The organism is Elstera cyanobacteriorum (assembly GCF_002251735.1).
Taxonomy (GTDB): Bacteria; Pseudomonadota; Alphaproteobacteria; order Elsterales; family Elsteraceae; genus Elstera; species Elstera cyanobacteriorum.
Map to the genome: position 1 here is coordinate 324975 of NZ_NOXS01000032.1, position 14779 is coordinate 339753.

17 protein-coding genes are annotated in these 14779 nt (G+C 61.4%); 7 read left to right on the top strand and 10 right to left on the bottom strand.

All coding sequences use genetic code 11. The features are described from left to right. The first annotated feature begins 73 nt into the window (after positions 1–73). The 3 genes from CHR90_RS10710 to CHR90_RS10720 are packed head-to-tail and all read left to right on the top strand — an operon-like array spanning position 74 to position 2603. Positions 74–784 carry an alpha/beta fold hydrolase gene (locus CHR90_RS10710; RefSeq protein WP_229671446.1) on the top strand — a complete coding sequence of 237 codons (711 nt, stop codon included), beginning with the start codon at positions 74–76 and terminating at the stop codon, positions 782–784. Then, positions 784–1722 (top strand): nucleoside hydrolase, encoded by a 939-nt coding sequence (locus CHR90_RS10715; RefSeq protein WP_094408985.1) that lies wholly within the window; start codon positions 784–786, stop codon positions 1720–1722. Before CHR90_RS10710 ends, CHR90_RS10715 begins: the two co-directional genes overlap by 1 nt. 2 nt (positions 1723–1724) lie before the next feature. Next, entirely contained in the window at positions 1725–2603 is an 879-nt protein-coding gene (locus CHR90_RS10720; protein WP_094408986.1) for a ribokinase, read from the top strand. Between the two features lie 45 nt (positions 2604–2648). On the opposite strand, the gene CHR90_RS10725 is transcribed toward CHR90_RS10720, so the two are convergent. Next, entirely contained in the window at positions 2649–3809 is a 1161-nt protein-coding gene (locus CHR90_RS10725; protein ID WP_094409261.1) for an iron-containing alcohol dehydrogenase, read from the bottom strand. A 249-nt stretch (positions 3810–4058) separates the two neighbouring features. Between CHR90_RS10725 and CHR90_RS10730 the strand changes: the two genes are divergently transcribed. Next, positions 4059–4379 carry a hypothetical protein gene (locus CHR90_RS10730; RefSeq protein ID WP_094408987.1) on the top strand — a complete coding sequence of 107 codons (321 nt, stop codon included), beginning with the start codon at positions 4059–4061 and terminating at the stop codon, positions 4377–4379. Positions 4380–4445: 66 nt separating this feature from the next. On the opposite strand, the gene alaS is transcribed toward CHR90_RS10730, so the two are convergent. The 9 genes from alaS to flgB form a co-directional block, all read right to left on the bottom strand. After that, the gene (gene alaS / locus CHR90_RS10735) at positions 4446–7097 is read right to left on the bottom strand and encodes an alanine--tRNA ligase (RefSeq protein WP_094408988.1); all 2652 of its coding nucleotides are present in this window, start codon (positions 7095–7097) and stop codon (positions 4446–4448) included. Between the two features lie 141 nt (positions 7098–7238). Next, on the bottom strand, positions 7239–8303 hold the full coding sequence (gene recA / locus CHR90_RS10740) for a recombinase RecA (protein ID WP_094408989.1): 1065 nt from the start codon (positions 8301–8303) through the stop codon (positions 7239–7241). 141 nt (positions 8304–8444) lie between these two features. Then, entirely contained in the window at positions 8445–10004 is a 1560-nt protein-coding gene (locus tag CHR90_RS10745; protein ID WP_094408990.1) for an ATP-binding protein, read from the bottom strand. Positions 10005–10020: 16 nt separating this feature from the next. Further along, complete coding sequence (gene flhB / locus CHR90_RS10750) at positions 10021–11181, bottom strand: flagellar biosynthesis protein FlhB (protein WP_094408991.1); 1161 nt, start codon at positions 11179–11181, stop codon at positions 10021–10023. Continuing rightward, positions 11178–11957: a flagellar biosynthetic protein FliR gene (fliR, locus tag CHR90_RS10755; protein ID WP_094408992.1), complete on the bottom strand. Its 780-nt coding sequence runs from the start codon at positions 11955–11957 to the stop codon at positions 11178–11180. The genes flhB and fliR overlap by 4 nt, the downstream gene beginning before the upstream one ends. 8 nt (positions 11958–11965) lie before the next feature. Continuing rightward, complete coding sequence (gene fliQ, locus CHR90_RS10760) at positions 11966–12232, bottom strand: flagellar biosynthesis protein FliQ (protein ID WP_094408993.1); 267 nt, start codon at positions 12230–12232, stop codon at positions 11966–11968. Between the two features lie 45 nt (positions 12233–12277). After that, entirely contained in the window at positions 12278–12586 is a 309-nt protein-coding gene (fliE, locus tag CHR90_RS10765) for a flagellar hook-basal body complex protein FliE (RefSeq protein WP_094408994.1), read from the bottom strand. A 26-nt stretch (positions 12587–12612) separates the two neighbouring features. Then, the gene (flgC, locus tag CHR90_RS10770) at positions 12613–13026 is read right to left on the bottom strand and encodes a flagellar basal body rod protein FlgC (RefSeq protein ID WP_094408995.1); all 414 of its coding nucleotides are present in this window, start codon (positions 13024–13026) and stop codon (positions 12613–12615) included. A gap of 46 nt (positions 13027–13072) precedes the next feature. After that, a complete protein-coding gene (gene flgB, locus CHR90_RS10775) occupies positions 13073–13480 on the bottom strand; it encodes a flagellar basal body rod protein FlgB (protein WP_094408996.1) in 408 nt (135 codons plus the stop codon). A gap of 165 nt (positions 13481–13645) precedes the next feature. Between flgB and CHR90_RS10780 the strand changes: the two genes are divergently transcribed. Genes CHR90_RS10780 through CHR90_RS10790 form a run of 3 tightly spaced genes read left to right on the top strand, consistent with a single transcriptional unit; the run spans position 13646 to position 14778 of the window. Continuing rightward, the gene (locus CHR90_RS10780; protein WP_094408997.1) at positions 13646–13987 is read left to right on the top strand and encodes an EscU/YscU/HrcU family type III secretion system export apparatus switch protein; all 342 of its coding nucleotides are present in this window, start codon (positions 13646–13648) and stop codon (positions 13985–13987) included. A gap of 36 nt (positions 13988–14023) precedes the next feature. Further along, positions 14024–14413 (top strand): hypothetical protein, encoded by a 390-nt coding sequence (locus CHR90_RS10785; RefSeq protein WP_094408998.1) that lies wholly within the window; start codon positions 14024–14026, stop codon positions 14411–14413. A gap of 2 nt (positions 14414–14415) precedes the next feature. Beyond that, the gene (locus tag CHR90_RS10790; protein WP_094408999.1) at positions 14416–14778 is read left to right on the top strand and encodes a flagellar biosynthetic protein FliO; all 363 of its coding nucleotides are present in this window, start codon (positions 14416–14418) and stop codon (positions 14776–14778) included. The last annotated feature ends 1 nt before the right edge of the window (position 14779 follow it).

The window sequence follows — 14779 nt, forward strand, 5'->3', positions numbered from 1 at the left end:
GTTTGTCCGAAGATTGGCAGGCGCCACTGCTTTCGCTAGGGTGCGCGCCGCTGTTTTCAGAAACGAGGCGCCCGTGTCCGACCTGCCTGAATTGATTTTTTGCCCGGGGCTGCTGTGTGACGAAGCCCTGTGGCGCCCGCAAGCGACCGCTTTGGGCGGGCGTCTGGCAATGCGCGTGGCGGATACGACGAAGGACGATACGATTGCGGGAATGGCGGCCCGGTTGCTGGCCGATGCGCCGCCGCGCTTCGCCCTCGCCGGGCTGTCGATGGGCGGCTATCTGGCCCTCGAAGTCTTGCGCCAAGCCAGGGAGCGCGTGACCCGCGTAGCCCTGCTCGACACTTCCGCCCGCCCGGATACCGAAGAGCAGCAGGAACGCCGCCGCGCCCTGATGCGCATGGCCCAGGTGGGCCGCTTTAAAGGCGTAACGCCCCGCCTGCTGCCGCTGCTGATCCACCCGGATCGGATGGAGGATGCGGCGCTGGTCGAAACCATTATTGGCATGGCACAACGCATTGGCCGGGAGGGTTTTCTGCGCCAACAGAACGCGATTTTAACCCGGGCCGACTCGGTGCCCGATCTGCCGGGCTTCACCTGCCCTGCCCTTGTCATTGTCGGGCGGCAGGACGCGCTGACCCCGCCGGAACGGGCGGAGGAAATCGCTGCCGGTCTGCCGAACGCCAAACTGGTCATTCTGGAAAACTGCGGCCATCTCGCAAGCTTGGAACAACCCGATATCGTCGCCGATCTCTTCGAAGATTTCTTCCTGACGGAGGCCGCTTAATGCCCGCGCACAAGCTCATCATCGACTGCGATCCCGGTCTTGACGACGCCATCGCCCTGCTGCTGGCCTTTGCTAGCCCGGAACTCGATGTGCTGGCCATTACCGTCGCGGCGGGCAACGTTGGGTTAGAGCGGACGGTGACCAACACCCGTCAACTGGTTGATCTGGCGGGCGTTTCTGTGCCAATCCACCCCGGTTGCCCGGCGCCGCTGTTCCGCCGGTTGGAAACGGCGGCCCATATCCACGGCGATAGCGGTATGCGCGGGGCAGAGCATCTGCCGCCGCCGCAGGCCCCGGTTTCGGACGAGCATGCCGTGCAGGCGATCATCCGTCTGCTGCGCACCCATGCCCCCGGCGAAATCATCCTGGCCTGCACGGGGCCGCTGACCAATCTCGCTGCCGCCTTGATCCAGGCACCGGATATCGCGCCGCGCATCGCCCGCATCGTCGTGATGGGGGGCGGCGTGGCGCAGGGCAACGCCACCCCCGCCGCCGAGTTCAACTTTCTGACCGATCCCCATGCGGCGGACATCGTTTGCCGCAGTGGCGCACCCCTCGAGATTATCCCGCTCGATCTGACTTGGCAGGCGGAGGCCAGCCCCGCCCGCCTCGCGCCCTTGACCGGCGTTCAAACCGCCATCGCCCAGACCACCCTGTCGATGATGGCCGCCTATGGCCGTCGCGGTCGCCATGTCGATAGCGATGGCCCGCCGCTGCACGATCCCTGCGTTATCGGCCATATCCTGTGGCCGGACCTGATGACCGGCAAAACCGGCGGCGTTTCGGTCGATGTGCTGCCCGGCCCTAACGAGGGGCGCCTGACCGCCGATTGGTGGGGTGTCGCCAAGCCGCCGCTGCCGCAAGCAAAGGTGTTGCTGGATATCGACGCCGATGCCTTCTTCGCCCGCCTGTGCGACCGTTTACTGCGGTATTCCTGACGATGATCACGGTTTTCGGCTCCATCAATCTCGATCTTGTCGTGCGTGCCGCGCATCTGCCGCAGCCGGGTGAAACCGTGCTCGGGGGCGCCTTCGCCGCCCATCCCGGCGGTAAAGGGGCGAATCAAGCCCTCGCCGCCCGCCGGGCCGGGGCCGAGGTTCGCCTGATCGGGGCCGTTGGCGCCGATAGTTTCGCCGCGCCAGCCCTGGCCTTGCTGAAAGACGGCGGGGTCGATCTCAGCGGCGTGCGGACGCTCTCCGGGGCTTCAACCGGCGTTGCTTTGATTGCCGTGGAAGAAGCGACGGCAGAAAATCAGATTCTCGTCGCCTCCGGCGCCAATGCCGCTGTGCAGGCGCGCGACCTCCCGCCGCTCGGCCCACAAGATTGGCTGCTGCTGCAAGGCGAACTCGACCTTGGCGAAACCCTCGCCGCCGCCGACATTGCCCGCGCCGCCGGGGCGAAAGTAGTTTGGAATCTCGCCCCGGTTCCCCCCCAGGACCTGCCCGGCGATCTCGACGCCCGCGTCGATCTGCTGATCGTAAATGAAGGGGAGGCTGAAGCCCTGACCGGGCACGCCCCCCCGGACGCGGCGCTCGCTGCTTGGCCGGGCGACGTTGTCATCACCCTCGGCGCGGCGGGGGCGGTCGCCCGCTTTTCCGGCCAGATAATTCGCGCCCCGGCTAAGCGCATCACCCCCGTCGATACGACCGGCGCGGGCGATGCGACCGTCGGCGCCCTGCTCGCCGCGCTCAGCCGGGGAGTCGCCGCGCCCGACGCCCTGCGCTTCGCCCTCGCCGCCGGGAGTCTCGCCTGCCTGACCCAGGGCGCCCAGCCCAGCTATGCGACGCGGGAAGCCATTGAGACGTTCGCGCGGTCGTGAAACGGAGGCGGGATCAGGGGCCGAGCAGCCCCCAATCCCCCGAGCTTACCCCCGATAGGCGGCGTCATAGAGCGTGACGATTTCCGCCGCCGTCGGCACACGCGGGTTATTGCCGGGCGACCCGGAGGCCAGGGCCTGTTCAGCCATGCGCGGCATGAGATCGCGGTAGCGCGCCTCGTCAATGCCATAGGCCGCCGGGCTGGGCACCGTTAGATCGCGGTTGAGCGCGGTTAAGGCCTCAAGCAAAGCCGAAACGGCGGCCTGATCGCCCTCCGCCGCCGTTGCCAGACCGAGCGTGCGGGCAACCGTCGCATAGCGGTCCAGCGCCGCCGGAGCGGAAAAGGCCGTGACCACCGGCAGCAACATCGCGTTCGACAGGCCGTGCGGCACATGGAAGAAGGCGCCGATAGGGCGGCTCATACCGTGGACCAGCGCGACCGAGGCGTTGGAAAAAGCGAGGCCCGCCAGCGTCGCCCCGCGCATCATCGCCTCACGCGCGGCATGATTGCCCGGCTCGAAGCACGCGGTACGCAGGTTCGGATAGATCAAGCGCATGGCTTCCAGCGCATAAACATCGCTGAGCGGCGTTGCCTTCTTGCTAACAAAGGCTTCGATTGCATGGGTCAGCGCGTCGATACCCGTATCGGCGGTCAGGCGCAGCGGCTTGGTCAGCGTTAGTTCGTAATCGACAATAGCGGCGCGCGGCAAACAGGCGAGGCCCATGATGAGCATTTTCTCGTCGGTCGCCTCGTCGGTGATCACGGCAAAGCGGGTTACCTCCGACCCCGTGCCCGCTGTGGTCGGGATACACACGATGGGCAGATCGGCCTTATCGGCGCTGGCGGGCACCTTATAGTCACGCATGGCGCCGCCGCCCGCCGCGAGCACCGCCATTGCCTTGGCCGTATCCATCGGGCTGCCGCCGCCGATGGCCAACAAACCATCGTAGGCCCCCTCCTGCAGACGGGTAACGCCTGCTTCCACAACAGCCACCGTTGGATCGGGCACGGTTTCGTCAAACCGCCCCGGCGCCATTCCGCCTTTATGAAGGAGTGCTTCTATCTCACCCACAACCCCGGTCTTCACTAAAAACCCATCGGTTACAATCAATGGGCGCGTAATTCCCAAGCGCTGCAGAACCGTTACCGTCTCGTGGCGGGAACCCCCGCCCATCACAACGAGCTGCGGTGTCATAAGGCTGAACATTTTCCCCTCCCTGATTTTATTCACTCGATAGATAGGCACCTGCCAAAAAACCAAAATGCTGCAGATGCTAAGTAGCCTTTCTTCACTTTTCCCCAGAAAAGCGCCCGATTATCCGCTGAATTTAAAGGAGTTTCAATTATGATAAATGAATGGTAAATTTTTCACTTGCTCTGCTTCGCATTTGCAGCGATCCTTAAAGTGAAATTTCCGCAGGGTTTTGGCGGCTTTTGACGATATGGGATTTAGATCATGAGCGCTGACATTGTTCAGGTGAATTTTAAACTGAAGCGCATTGTCGCAAACGATAATATTGATCCGAACCGCGTCAAAAAGGTCAACCTATCAGCCACAATCGCCCGTCTACGCGCTTCCGCCGCCGCATCGGCAGCCTCGACTCAGGCGATGCGGCAAGGGGCGGCGCGTCTACGGGAAGCGTCGGCCCGGATGGAGGAAGAAACGCGCAATCTCGCCTCCAGCCTTAATAATCTGTCCAACAGCCTGAGCGCCCTCCCCGTCTCGCAGATTTTCAACCAGTTGCAAGCTATTCGGGAGCTTTCGGCCGAAGGCTAACCATCGCTTCAGCCGCTTCAAAACGACAACGGGGGAAGATCATCTCTTCCCCCGTTTTCTATGGTGCTAGGCCGTCGCCAACGCCCCGACCTTCTCCCGAACCGCTGCGAAGGCGGCATCGATCAAGGCGGCATCCGCCCCGCCCGCTTGGGCCATATCGGGACGACCGCCGCCGCCCTTACCCCCCAGGGCTTCCGCCCCGACGCGCACGAGATCGACCGCACTCACCCGCTGTGACAGGGCCTCGGTCACGCCGATGACCAGCGAGACTTTTCCCGCCTCATCCGCCGCCGCAACCACCACGATCCCATCGGTCAGATCTTGCTTCAACTGGTCGACCATGCCTTTGAGTTCGCGGGCCGGGACGCCATCAGCCCGGCGGGCAATAAAGCTCACCCCGGCCAGGGTTTCGACAGCGGCCGCGCCCTGGCTGCCACCCGTCGCCAAAGCCTTGCGGGCATCGAGCAACTCCCGCTCCAACCGGCGACGCTCCTCGACCAGCGCCGCAACGCGCGCCGGAACCTCGGCCACGGTGGTCTTTAACGTGCCCGCCGCCGCCGATAGGGTCGCTTCCTGCTGCGCGAGATAGTCGAGCACGGCTTGGCCGGTGATGGCTTCGAGGCGGCGCACCCCTGCCGCAACCGCGCTTTCGCCAAGGATCTTGAACGCGCCGATATCCCCCGTGCTGCGCACATGCGTGCCGCCGCAGAGTTCGACCGAGAAGCGCGTACTGTCCCCGCCCATCGTCACCACGCGGACTTCATCGCCATATTTTTCACCAAACAGCGCCATCGCCCCCTCGGCGATAGCATCGTCCGGCGTCATCAGGCGGGTGCCAACGGGGGTATTGAGGCGGATGCGGGCGTTCACCTCCCGCTCCACATCCTGCACCTCGTCCGCCGTCAGCGGCTTCGGGTGGCTGATGTCGAAGCGCAAGCGCTCTGCCGCGACCAGCGACCCCTTCTGCGTCACATGGTCGCCCAGGCGGCGACGCAACGCTTCATGCAGCAAATGGGTGGCCGAGTGATTGGCGCGGATCTGGTTGCGGCGCGCGGCATCGACCGTCGCCGTCACCCCATCGCCAACCGCAAGGCTACCCGCCGCCACCACGCCGAGATGGACCCATAGATCACCGACGCGCTTTTGCGTATCGGTAACGCGGACGAGACCGCCTGCGAGCGTCTGGATCATCCCCTGGTCGCCCTGCTGACCGCCCGATTCGCCATAGAACGGCGTTTGATTGACGATCACCGCGACTTGGGTACCCGCCGCCGCCGTTGTCACCGGGGCACCATCGGCGACAATCGCCAGCACCTGGGCCTCGGCACTATCGGTGGCATAGCCGAGGAAGTCGGTTGCCCCATGCTGATGGCGGAGATCGAACCAGAGCTTATCGGTTGCCGCTTCCCCAGAGCCGGACCAGGCCGCCCGCGCCTTCTCACGCTGGGCCTGCATCGCTTGTTCGAAACCAAGGGTATCGACCGTCCGTCCCTGACCGCGCAGCACATCCTGCGTCAGGTCGAGCGGGAAGCCATAGGTATCATAGAGGGTAAAGGCGACATCGCCCGCCAGGGCCTGACCATCGCCGAGCTTGCTGGTTTCATCTTCCAGCAGCTTCAGCCCCCGATCCAGCATTGCCTTGAAGCGGGTTTCTTCCAGCTTCAAGGTTTCGGTCATCAGCGCCCCGGCACGGTTCAGCTCGGGGTAATGATCGCCCATTTGCTTTTGCAGGGCCGGAACCAACCGCCACAGGTGCGGATCGCGGCACCCGATCAGATGCGCGTGGCGCATGGCGCGGCGCATGATGCGCCGCAGCACATACCCCCGACCCTCGTTCGACGGCAGCACGCCATCGGCCATCAGGAAGCAGGAGGCGCGCAGATGATCGGCGATCACGCGGTGCGACACTTTATGCGGCCCATCGGGGTCGGAACTCGCCGCCTGGGCCGAGGCTTCGATCAGCGCCCGCATCAGGTCGATATCGTAATTATCGTGCTTGCCTTGCAGCACCGCCGTCACGCGCTCCAGCCCCATGCCGGTATCAATCGACGGGCGCGGCAACGGCAAACGCGATCCATCCGCCTGCTGCTCGAACTGCATGAACACAAGGTTCCAGATTTCGATGAACCGGTCGCCATCCTGTTCGGCGCTACCCGGCGGGCCGCCCCACACTTTAGCGCCGTGATCGAAAAAGATTTCCGAGCATGGACCGCAGGGGCCGGTATCGCCCGCCGACCAGAAGTTATCGCTGGTGGCGATCCGAATGATTTTATCGTCGGTCAGCCCGGCAATCTTCTTCCACAGCCCATGCGCTTCGTCATCGTCATGATAGACGGTGACCAGCAAGCGCTTCGGATCAAGGCCAAACTCGCGCGTGACCGTCGTCCACGCGAGTTCGATGGCCCGTTCTTTGAAATAATCGCCGAACGAGAAATTACCGAGCATTTCGAAGAACGTATGATGGCGGGCCGTATAGCCAACGTTCTCGAGATCATTATGCTTACCGCCCGCGCGCAGACATTTCTGCGACGTGGTGGCGCGCACGTAATCGCGCTTTTCCGTACCGGTGAACAGATTCTTGAACTGCACCATCCCAGCACTGGTAAAGAGCAGCGTTGGATCGTTCCGGGGCACGAGCGGGCTCGACTCCACGACCGCATGGCCCTGGCTGCCGAAATACGAAAGGAATTTAGCGCGAACGTCGTTGGTAGTTTGCATGGCCTTCCCGTTGGCGATCCGGCGCGCACGCCGCCCGCTCTCACTCACACGCAGGTCTTGCCTTGTAGCGCGGGCAAGGCGGGCTTGTCCATGCCGCTAACGGCGAGAGGCGTTCCAATGCGGAACGCCCCCGCCCGACGCCTAATCGCCCGAAGTATCCGGCGCCCCCATCATCGCATCGGCAACCCCCGAGGCATTGGCGCGGATCGCCTGTTCGATGGTATCGGCGACGCTGCCATTCTCCCGCAGGAAAGTTTTGGCGTTTTCCCGCCCCTGGCCGATGCGCTGACCATCGTGGGAGAACCAAGCGCCCGACTTCTCCACAATCCCGGCCTTAACCCCGAGATCGATAAGTTCACCGACCTTCGAAACGCCTTCGCCATACATGATATCGAACTCGACGACGCGGAACGGCGGCGCCATCTTATTCTTCACCACTTTCACGCGGGTTTGATTGCCGACCACCGTATCGCGGTCCTTGATCGCGCCGATGCGGCGGATGTCGAGACGGATCGAGGCATAGAACTTCAGCGCATTGCCGCCCGTCGTGGTTTCCGGGTTCCCGAACATCACGCCGATCTTCTGGCGAATCTGATTGATGAAGATCACCATGCAGCGCGATTTGGAAATCGTGCCGGTGAGCTTACGCAGGGCCTGGCTCATCAACCGTGCCTGGAGACCGACGTGCGAGTCGCCCATTTCGCCTTCAAGTTCGGCGCGCGGCACCAGGGCCGCGACGCTATCGACCACCAGCACGTCGATGGCGCCAGAACGCACAAGCGTATCGGTGATTTCCAGCGCCTGTTCCCCGGCATCCGGCTGCGAGATCAGCAGCTCGTCGATATTCACGCCGAGCTTGCGAGCATAGGTCGGGTCGAGTGCATGCTCGGCATCGACGAACGCGCAGGTGCCGCCTGCCTTCTGGGCTTCGGCGATGACGTGCAGCGCCAGCGTCGTCTTACCCGAGCTTTCCGGCCCGTAGATTTCGATGATGCGCCCGCGCGGCAAGCCGCCGATGCCCAGGGCAATATCCAGCCCCAGGGAGCCGGTGGAGATCACTTCCGTGTCCACCGCCTGCTCGCGCTGGCCCAGTTTCATGATCGAGCCTTTGCCGAAGGCGCGTTCGATTTGCCCGAGGGCGGCTTCCAAAGCCTTGTTCTTGTCCATGATGTCTTTATCGATAAGGCGCAGTTGCGCGACGGTCATGATGAATGCCTCCCGGTTATTCCACAGCCCTCACGGCGATGCAACGCGGGCCAGGCCAAGGCTTCAACGGCCAGGGGATGCCCAAGACCGGACTATAAAGAGAACAAACGGGAGTTTCAAGAACGTTCTCAGAACAAACGCTTATCCCTGCCCGGGCATCCGTTCTGCTACTTTCGCCGCTAACTGCTTGAGGCTGAAAGGTTTTTGCAAGAAAGCGATATCCCCGAGCGCCGTTAATTGTTCACGCAGGTCGCCATCGGCGTGGCCGGAAACGCAAATCACCGGCAACCCTGGAAAACTGTGCCAAATTTCGCGCACCATACTCGGGCCATCCATCCCCGGCATCACCACATCGGTAATCAGGAGGTCGGGCCGCGTCAGCCCGCCCCGCACAAGATCTAGCGCGGCTTCCGCCGATTGCGCTTCGGTGACGTGATACCCTTTGCTGCGCAGCGTGCGGGCGGCAAAGGCGCGCACCGGGTCTTCATCCTCCACCAACAGGATCGCCCCGCGTCCACCGCCCGCCGCGTCGGGGGCGGCCATCTCGGTCGGCGCCTTCTCCCGGCTGACCGGAACGGCCTGCGGTTCCTCGAGCGGGGCGACGCGCGGCAGATAAATCGTAAAGGTCGTGCCCACGCCAATCGTGCTATCGACCTTAATGAACCCACCCGTCTGCCGAACGATGCCATAGACCGTCGAGAGGCCTAAGCCGGTACCGGAGCCGACCGGCTTTGTCGTGAAGAAGGGTTCGAAAATCCGCGCCTGCACATCCGGCGGCATGCCGGAACCGGTATCGGTCACCGAGATCACCACGTAATCGCCGGGGGCCATCGTTTCATGCCCCATCCGGCGGGCGAATTTTACCGTTTCGATCATAGTGGCAATCGTCAACCGCCCACCATTGGGCATCGCGTCGCGCGCGTTGACGGCCAAATTGATGATCACCTGCTCCAACTGCCCGGCATCGACGCGGACCAACCCGAGGTCACGGCCATGATGCAGTTCCAACTCGATGCCCTGGCCGATCAAACGCCGCAACAGGTGCGAGAGTTCGGCCAGCACGTCGGAAATATCGACCTGCGAAACCTCCAGTTTCTGCTGACGGGAAAACGCCAGCAGTTGCCGTACCAGCGCCGCCGCCCGATTGCCGTTCTGCTTGATCTGCATGATATCGGCAAAGGAGGCATCGCCAGCCCGATGCCGTTGCAGTAAGAGGTCGCAATAACCGATCATCGCAGTCAGCAGATTATTGAAATCATGGGCGATCCCGCCCGCAAGTTGCCCGACGGCCTGCATTTTTTGCGACTGAACGATACGGTTTTCCAACTCCTTCTGGTCGGAAATATCAACCGCCTGGATCAACCAGCCCGATGGCCCGGCATCCGCCGCCCAGCGTTCGAAGTAAAGCCGCGCGGCGCAGCGCGTTTCCCGCCCGGGTTCGGCGATCAGATCGACTTCGACCGGCGCCGGAACCGTCTGCGCCCCGGCCAAAGCCTGCGCGACGGCTTCCTGCCCATCGGCAATGAAAGAAAATAGCGGTCGATCAATCGGGTCATTCACACCAAGCAACCGACGAAAGGCCGGGTTGGCGCTGCGAATGACCCCATCGACCGCGAAAACCGTTGGCAATGGCAGTGGCGGCAGAGCGATTGCGTGCGGTTGAACAACGGTCGGACGGGGTTTCCACCAAGATCGGATCATCGCCGCCCTGCCCTAACTACTGGCCAAACGCGGGCGGGGTGGCATCATCCGCCGGCACTGTGCTGCCGACCGAGGTTGCCGCCATAATCCCGGCAGCAAGCGGCTTCGACGGGCCGCCACTGCGTTGGTTGCGCCGCATCACGAAGGAGATAACCTCGGCAACCGCCTTATAGGTATCGGGCGGAATTTCCTTATCAAGCTCGACCAAGGCATAGAGCGTCCGCGCCAGCGGCGGATTTTCGACGACCGGCACATTGCTCTCTTTCGCCAACTCGCGAATGCGCAGCGCCACGGCATCAACCCCCTTCGCCACGACCTTCGGGGCGGGCATCATATCTTCATACTTCAAGGCTACGGCATAATGGGTGGGGTTCGTCACAACCACCGTTGCCTGAGGGACGGCCGCCATCATGCGCTGTTTCGCCTTCTCCATCCGAATCTGGCGCAGTTTGGCTTTAACGTGGGGATCCCCTTCCTGGTTTTTAAACTCTTCCTTCAGGTCATGCTTCGACATGCGCATCTGCTTCATGAAGGCAAAGCGCTGATAGAGATAATCCGCCCCGGCGACCACGGCGACAATGGCAACGACCAGAAACACGACACTCAGGGCTAAGCGGTTGATTTCACCAAGCGTATCGGCAACATCGGTGAAGACGAACCGGTCGATGCTGCTCATTTCCGGCCAAAGCAGAAAGATCGCGGCGGCCCCAACAACGATGATCTTGGCGACCCCTTTTAGGAATTCGACTATATTGCGCATCGAGAAAAGTCGCCCGAAACCCTTAATCGGATCGATTTTATCGAGTTTGGGTTCAATCGACTTTGGCGCAAAGAGCAGGCCGAACTGTAGGTAGAAGGCCGCAAAAGCGGCAATTGCCAAAATCCCCATCGGCACAAGCAGGCTAACGGCAATTCCCAGCAGGAGTTCGCCAATAATGACGGTAAAATTCGTATCATCGACGCGAATATCCCAGGCACGCTCGATAAATGCCCGGGCGATGAGGGTGATCTTATGGCTCATCATTGCGCCGAAGGCCGTTAGAACCAGCGCCGAAGCCCCCAGCATGGCAAAATTAACGACGTCGCGAGACTGGATGACATTCCCTTGGTCGCGCGCTTCTTGCAGTTTTTTCGGTGTCGGTTCTTCTGTTTTAGAGGACTCGTCTTCTTCGCTCATGGTCCTCCCCCCGGCGCAAGCATGCCCTGGATTGCAACACCAATCGTCTCAACGAAAACATACATCATCGCCGTTAGGGTGACGATCAGCAGAATGAAGCCGAGGATAATCTGAACCGGCTGCGCTAAGAAAAACACCTGTAACTGCGGCATCAAACGAGACAAGAGCCCAAGCGCCACGTTGATCATCATCATGGCGATAAAAAACGGCCCGGTCATCTGAATACCAACCCGGAAAGCCTGACTGACGACCCGCGTGATCGACTCGGACGCATCGCCCATAATTAGCCCCTGCCCCGGCGCAAACAGGCCATAGCTGTCCAGAATACCGCGCAAGAGCATATGATGCATATCGGTCTGCATCATGATCACCAGAGCAATCAGACCAAAGAAGGTGGCCACTGCCGAGGTTTGTTCGGAAATCATTGGGTTAAAAATCGTCGCGCTCGATAAACCAATTTGCGTGACGATGGAAGTTCCGGCGACCTCAAGCGATATGAAGAGAATTCGGACCAAGAGGGCCAAAAATATGCCGATCATAATCTCCCCGACCAACAGTATGGTCAGGGCAATGGCCGACTGAGGCATGCTGGGTAAGGAGGGAATTAAGAAGGGGGTGACGGTGATGGTCACAGCCAAGGCGAACATCAAACGCGCCCGCGCCGGGATGCTTTGCTCGCCGAACAGCGGCAGAACCATCAAGGCTGCCCCGATCCGCGCAAAGACCAGAACGAGCGCAAACAGCTCGCTCAGCAGCATATTTTCGAAAAGCCGCATCCCCGCGCTCAGCCGAGCGAGATAATGCGGTCAACCAGCCGTTCCATAAACCCCTTCATCGTTGCCAACATGAAGGGGAACAGCAGCAGCAACGAAATGAAAACGACGATGATCTTCGGCACGAAGGTCAGCGTCATTTCCTGAATCTGGGTGAGTGCCTGGAACAGCGAGATAATGAGACCAACCAACAGTGAAATCACCATGATCGGTCCCGATACTTGCAGCAGCACGAGCACGGCTTCGCGCGCGACTTCGAGCGTAGTGGCCTCATTCATCGTGCTGCGACCTTAAAGCAAAACCAAACGGGAGAAAACACCCCGTTAGATGGGCATACGCATGATTTCGTTATAGGCCTGCACCACGCGGTCACGGATCGCGACGACGGTCTGCAAGGTCACTTCGGCATTCGCAACGGCCGTCACCACTTCGGTAATGTCCGGCGCCTGACCGGCTGCCGCCTTGGCGGTCTGGCCTTCGGCCTTATACATGGTATCGAGTGCCGAGCGCCCCGCCTTCTCGACCAGTTCCGAGAAGTTCGGCCCCATCGGACGGGCGGCGCTTTCGAGGCTGGGCAGCGCACGAACCGTAGTGCCGTAGGCGGCGGCGGCGGAGGCGGGATTGGTGCTCATAATAAGCCCTCTTCAAAAAAGCGAGATTAAGCGCTGCGCAGCAGACCAATGGTCCGCGAGAGCATGGCTTTAGAGGTTTCGATGACCGACAGATTGGCTTCGTAGGACCGCTGGGCCTGGCGCATATCCGATAGTTCGAGCAGCGAATTTACGTTCGGCCGCAGCACATAGCCCTCGGCGTTCGCCGCCGGATGGCTGGGATCATACTTCAGCTCAAAATCCTTGCTGTCCGGCATGATCTTATTGACTTGCACCATATCGGCACCGATCGACCGGTTCAGGACGTTCTTGAACGTTAGAATCTTACGGCGGTACGGCTCCCCCCCGGGGGTCTGCGCCGTCGAATCGGCGTTCGCAAGGTTTTCCGAAATCACCCGGAGACGCTGGCCCTGAGCCTTCATCCCGGCGGCGGAAATCTGCATTGCGTCTTTCAGATTCATTGCCTTACCCCTTTATCCTCATCCAGATCGAAAGCCCGTGGGGCGGTTATTGCCCGCCGCGCGACAGGGCCATTTTGGCCATCGAGGTGTAGCGGTTATACAGTTCGGCGTTCAGCGTATAGTCGCTTTGATTCTGCGACATTTTCATCATCTGCTCTTCCAGCACCACGCTGTTTTTATCCAACGAGGTTTCGTAAGGCTTCTTGTCCTTATCCACCGCAAACTTGGTTTGCGGGCTGACCGGCGCCAGATGGTTAGGCTGGGTCATCGCAAGCGGCTGCCGATTGTTCGCATCCTTCAGCGCCTGCGTAAAATTCTGCTGGCGCAGATCGCGCGCCCGATAGTTCGGCGTATCGGCATTGGCGACATTCTGCGAAATCACCTTATGCCGTTCGGCCAGATAGTCCATGCGCTTGGACATCAGCTGCATCAGGTTGATTTTATCGTCACTCATCGGCCACCATCCCTATCGAAGCCTAAGCGGACTCTGCCCCAGGCACCGGCCCGAAGCAAGCAAAGCCCACGCCAGCTTTCGAGATTAGCTTTATGCTTGGTCAAAGCGTTTGTCTACAGTATTTTAGAGTCGAAAGCTGACTCAACGTGTGAAGGATAGGCAGCCATGAGCGGACAGGATAAGGCCGGGCAGGAAGTTTCTGCCGAGGGCAAAAAGCGCCCGGTCGCCGTTGCGCTCAACTATCAGCGCGGCGATCTGCCGAAGGTGGTTGCCGCAGGGCGCGGCGCGATTGCAGAAAAAATTCTGGAAATCGCCTTCGCCAACGGCGTGAAAGTGCGTGAAGACCGCGACCTTGCGGAGTTGCTGTCCGCCGTCGAGCTAAATTGTCCAATCCCCGTCAATTGTTTCGAGGCAGTTGCGGAGATTCTAAGATATCTTTATCAAGCCAATGCGCGGTTGGGTGGCGCGCCCGTTGCCGAAACCGGGGTTTCCCCGGATCAACGGTAAGCCGCCAGTGCCGGGTAACTGGATTAGAGAAGCAAAGTGACCAATCCCCCGCCCCGTCCCCCCGCCCCGAAGCCCACAAAACCCCGCAACGCGGCCCCCGATCCGAAAGCGTTGATCGAGGGGTTTAACCGCGTGATCTTGGCGCTCGAAGCCTCGCTGGCCACCTTGCATTCTGAGGGAGCGGTCGATCTTGCCGGGCTTGACGATGAAATCGAACGCCTGTGCCGCGCGACGATGAAACTAACCGGCCCCAGCGCCGAACCGGTCTTGGCCCGCATGGGGGCCATGACCGATATTCTCGAAAAACTAAGCCTGGAATTGCGCGACCGCATGGCGGAGACCAGCGCGCAAGATCAGGTTGAGGCGAAAGCCAAGCATCGGGCGGCCTCCTCCGCCTATCGTAAACCCGAACAGGGCGAGGGCTGAGTATGGGGGCCGATGTTTTGAACGAAGGCTATTTGCGGTTCATCTTCGGGCTGGTTGCGGTGATTGCGATGATTATCGTCGCGGTCTGGGGGGCCAAGCGGCTCGGCCTTGGCACCGCCACCGGCTTCCGCGCCAAGGGCCGTCGCCTGTCGCTGCTGGAAGTGATGCCACTCGACCAGAAGCGTAAGCTGGTGCTGATCCGCCACGACGAGACCGATCATTTGCTGCTGCTGGGGGCCACGCATGAAATGCTGCTCGCTTCCACCGCCGCCCCGGCCACGCCCGCAACGGCCACGCCCTCCGCGCCGCCGCCCAGCGAGCCTGCGCGCAAGGCCCCGTTCTTATCTGCCGACCGGGAGGCCTGAG

What these genes read in the sequence shown, in the direction of transcription:
- CHR90_RS10715 (WP_094408985.1), top strand. Translation starts at nt 784, where the DNA reads ATGCCCGCGCACAAGCTCATCATCGACTGCGATCCCGGTCTTGACGAC.
- CHR90_RS10720 (WP_094408986.1), top strand. Translation starts at nt 1,725, where the DNA reads ATGATCACGGTTTTCGGCTCCATCAATCTCGATCTTGTCGTGCGTGCC.
- CHR90_RS10725 (WP_094409261.1), bottom strand. Translation starts at nt 3,809, where the DNA reads ATGTTCAGCCTTATGACACCGCAGCTCGTTGTGATGGGCGGGGGTTCC.
- CHR90_RS10730 (WP_094408987.1), top strand. Translation starts at nt 4,059, where the DNA reads ATGAGCGCTGACATTGTTCAGGTGAATTTTAAACTGAAGCGCATTGTC.
- alaS (WP_094408988.1), bottom strand. Translation starts at nt 7,097, where the DNA reads ATGCAAACTACCAACGACGTTCGCGCTAAATTCCTTTCGTATTTCGGC.
- recA (WP_094408989.1), bottom strand. Translation starts at nt 8,303, where the DNA reads ATGACCGTCGCGCAACTGCGCCTTATCGATAAAGACATCATGGACAAG.
- CHR90_RS10745 (WP_094408990.1), bottom strand. Translation starts at nt 10,004, where the DNA reads ATGATCCGATCTTGGTGGAAACCCCGTCCGACCGTTGTTCAACCGCAC.
- flhB (WP_094408991.1), bottom strand. Translation starts at nt 11,181, where the DNA reads ATGAGCGAAGAAGACGAGTCCTCTAAAACAGAAGAACCGACACCGAAA.
- fliR (WP_094408992.1), bottom strand. Translation starts at nt 11,957, where the DNA reads ATGCGGCTTTTCGAAAATATGCTGCTGAGCGAGCTGTTTGCGCTCGTT.
- fliQ (WP_094408993.1), bottom strand. Translation starts at nt 12,232, where the DNA reads ATGAATGAGGCCACTACGCTCGAAGTCGCGCGCGAAGCCGTGCTCGTG.
- fliE (WP_094408994.1), bottom strand. Translation starts at nt 12,586, where the DNA reads ATGAGCACCAATCCCGCCTCCGCCGCCGCCGCCTACGGCACTACGGTT.
- flgC (WP_094408995.1), bottom strand. Translation starts at nt 13,026, where the DNA reads ATGAATCTGAAAGACGCAATGCAGATTTCCGCCGCCGGGATGAAGGCT.
- flgB (WP_094408996.1), bottom strand. Translation starts at nt 13,480, where the DNA reads ATGAGTGACGATAAAATCAACCTGATGCAGCTGATGTCCAAGCGCATG.
- CHR90_RS10780 (WP_094408997.1), top strand. Translation starts at nt 13,646, where the DNA reads ATGAGCGGACAGGATAAGGCCGGGCAGGAAGTTTCTGCCGAGGGCAAA.
- CHR90_RS10790 (WP_094408999.1), top strand. Translation starts at nt 14,416, where the DNA reads ATGGGGGCCGATGTTTTGAACGAAGGCTATTTGCGGTTCATCTTCGGG.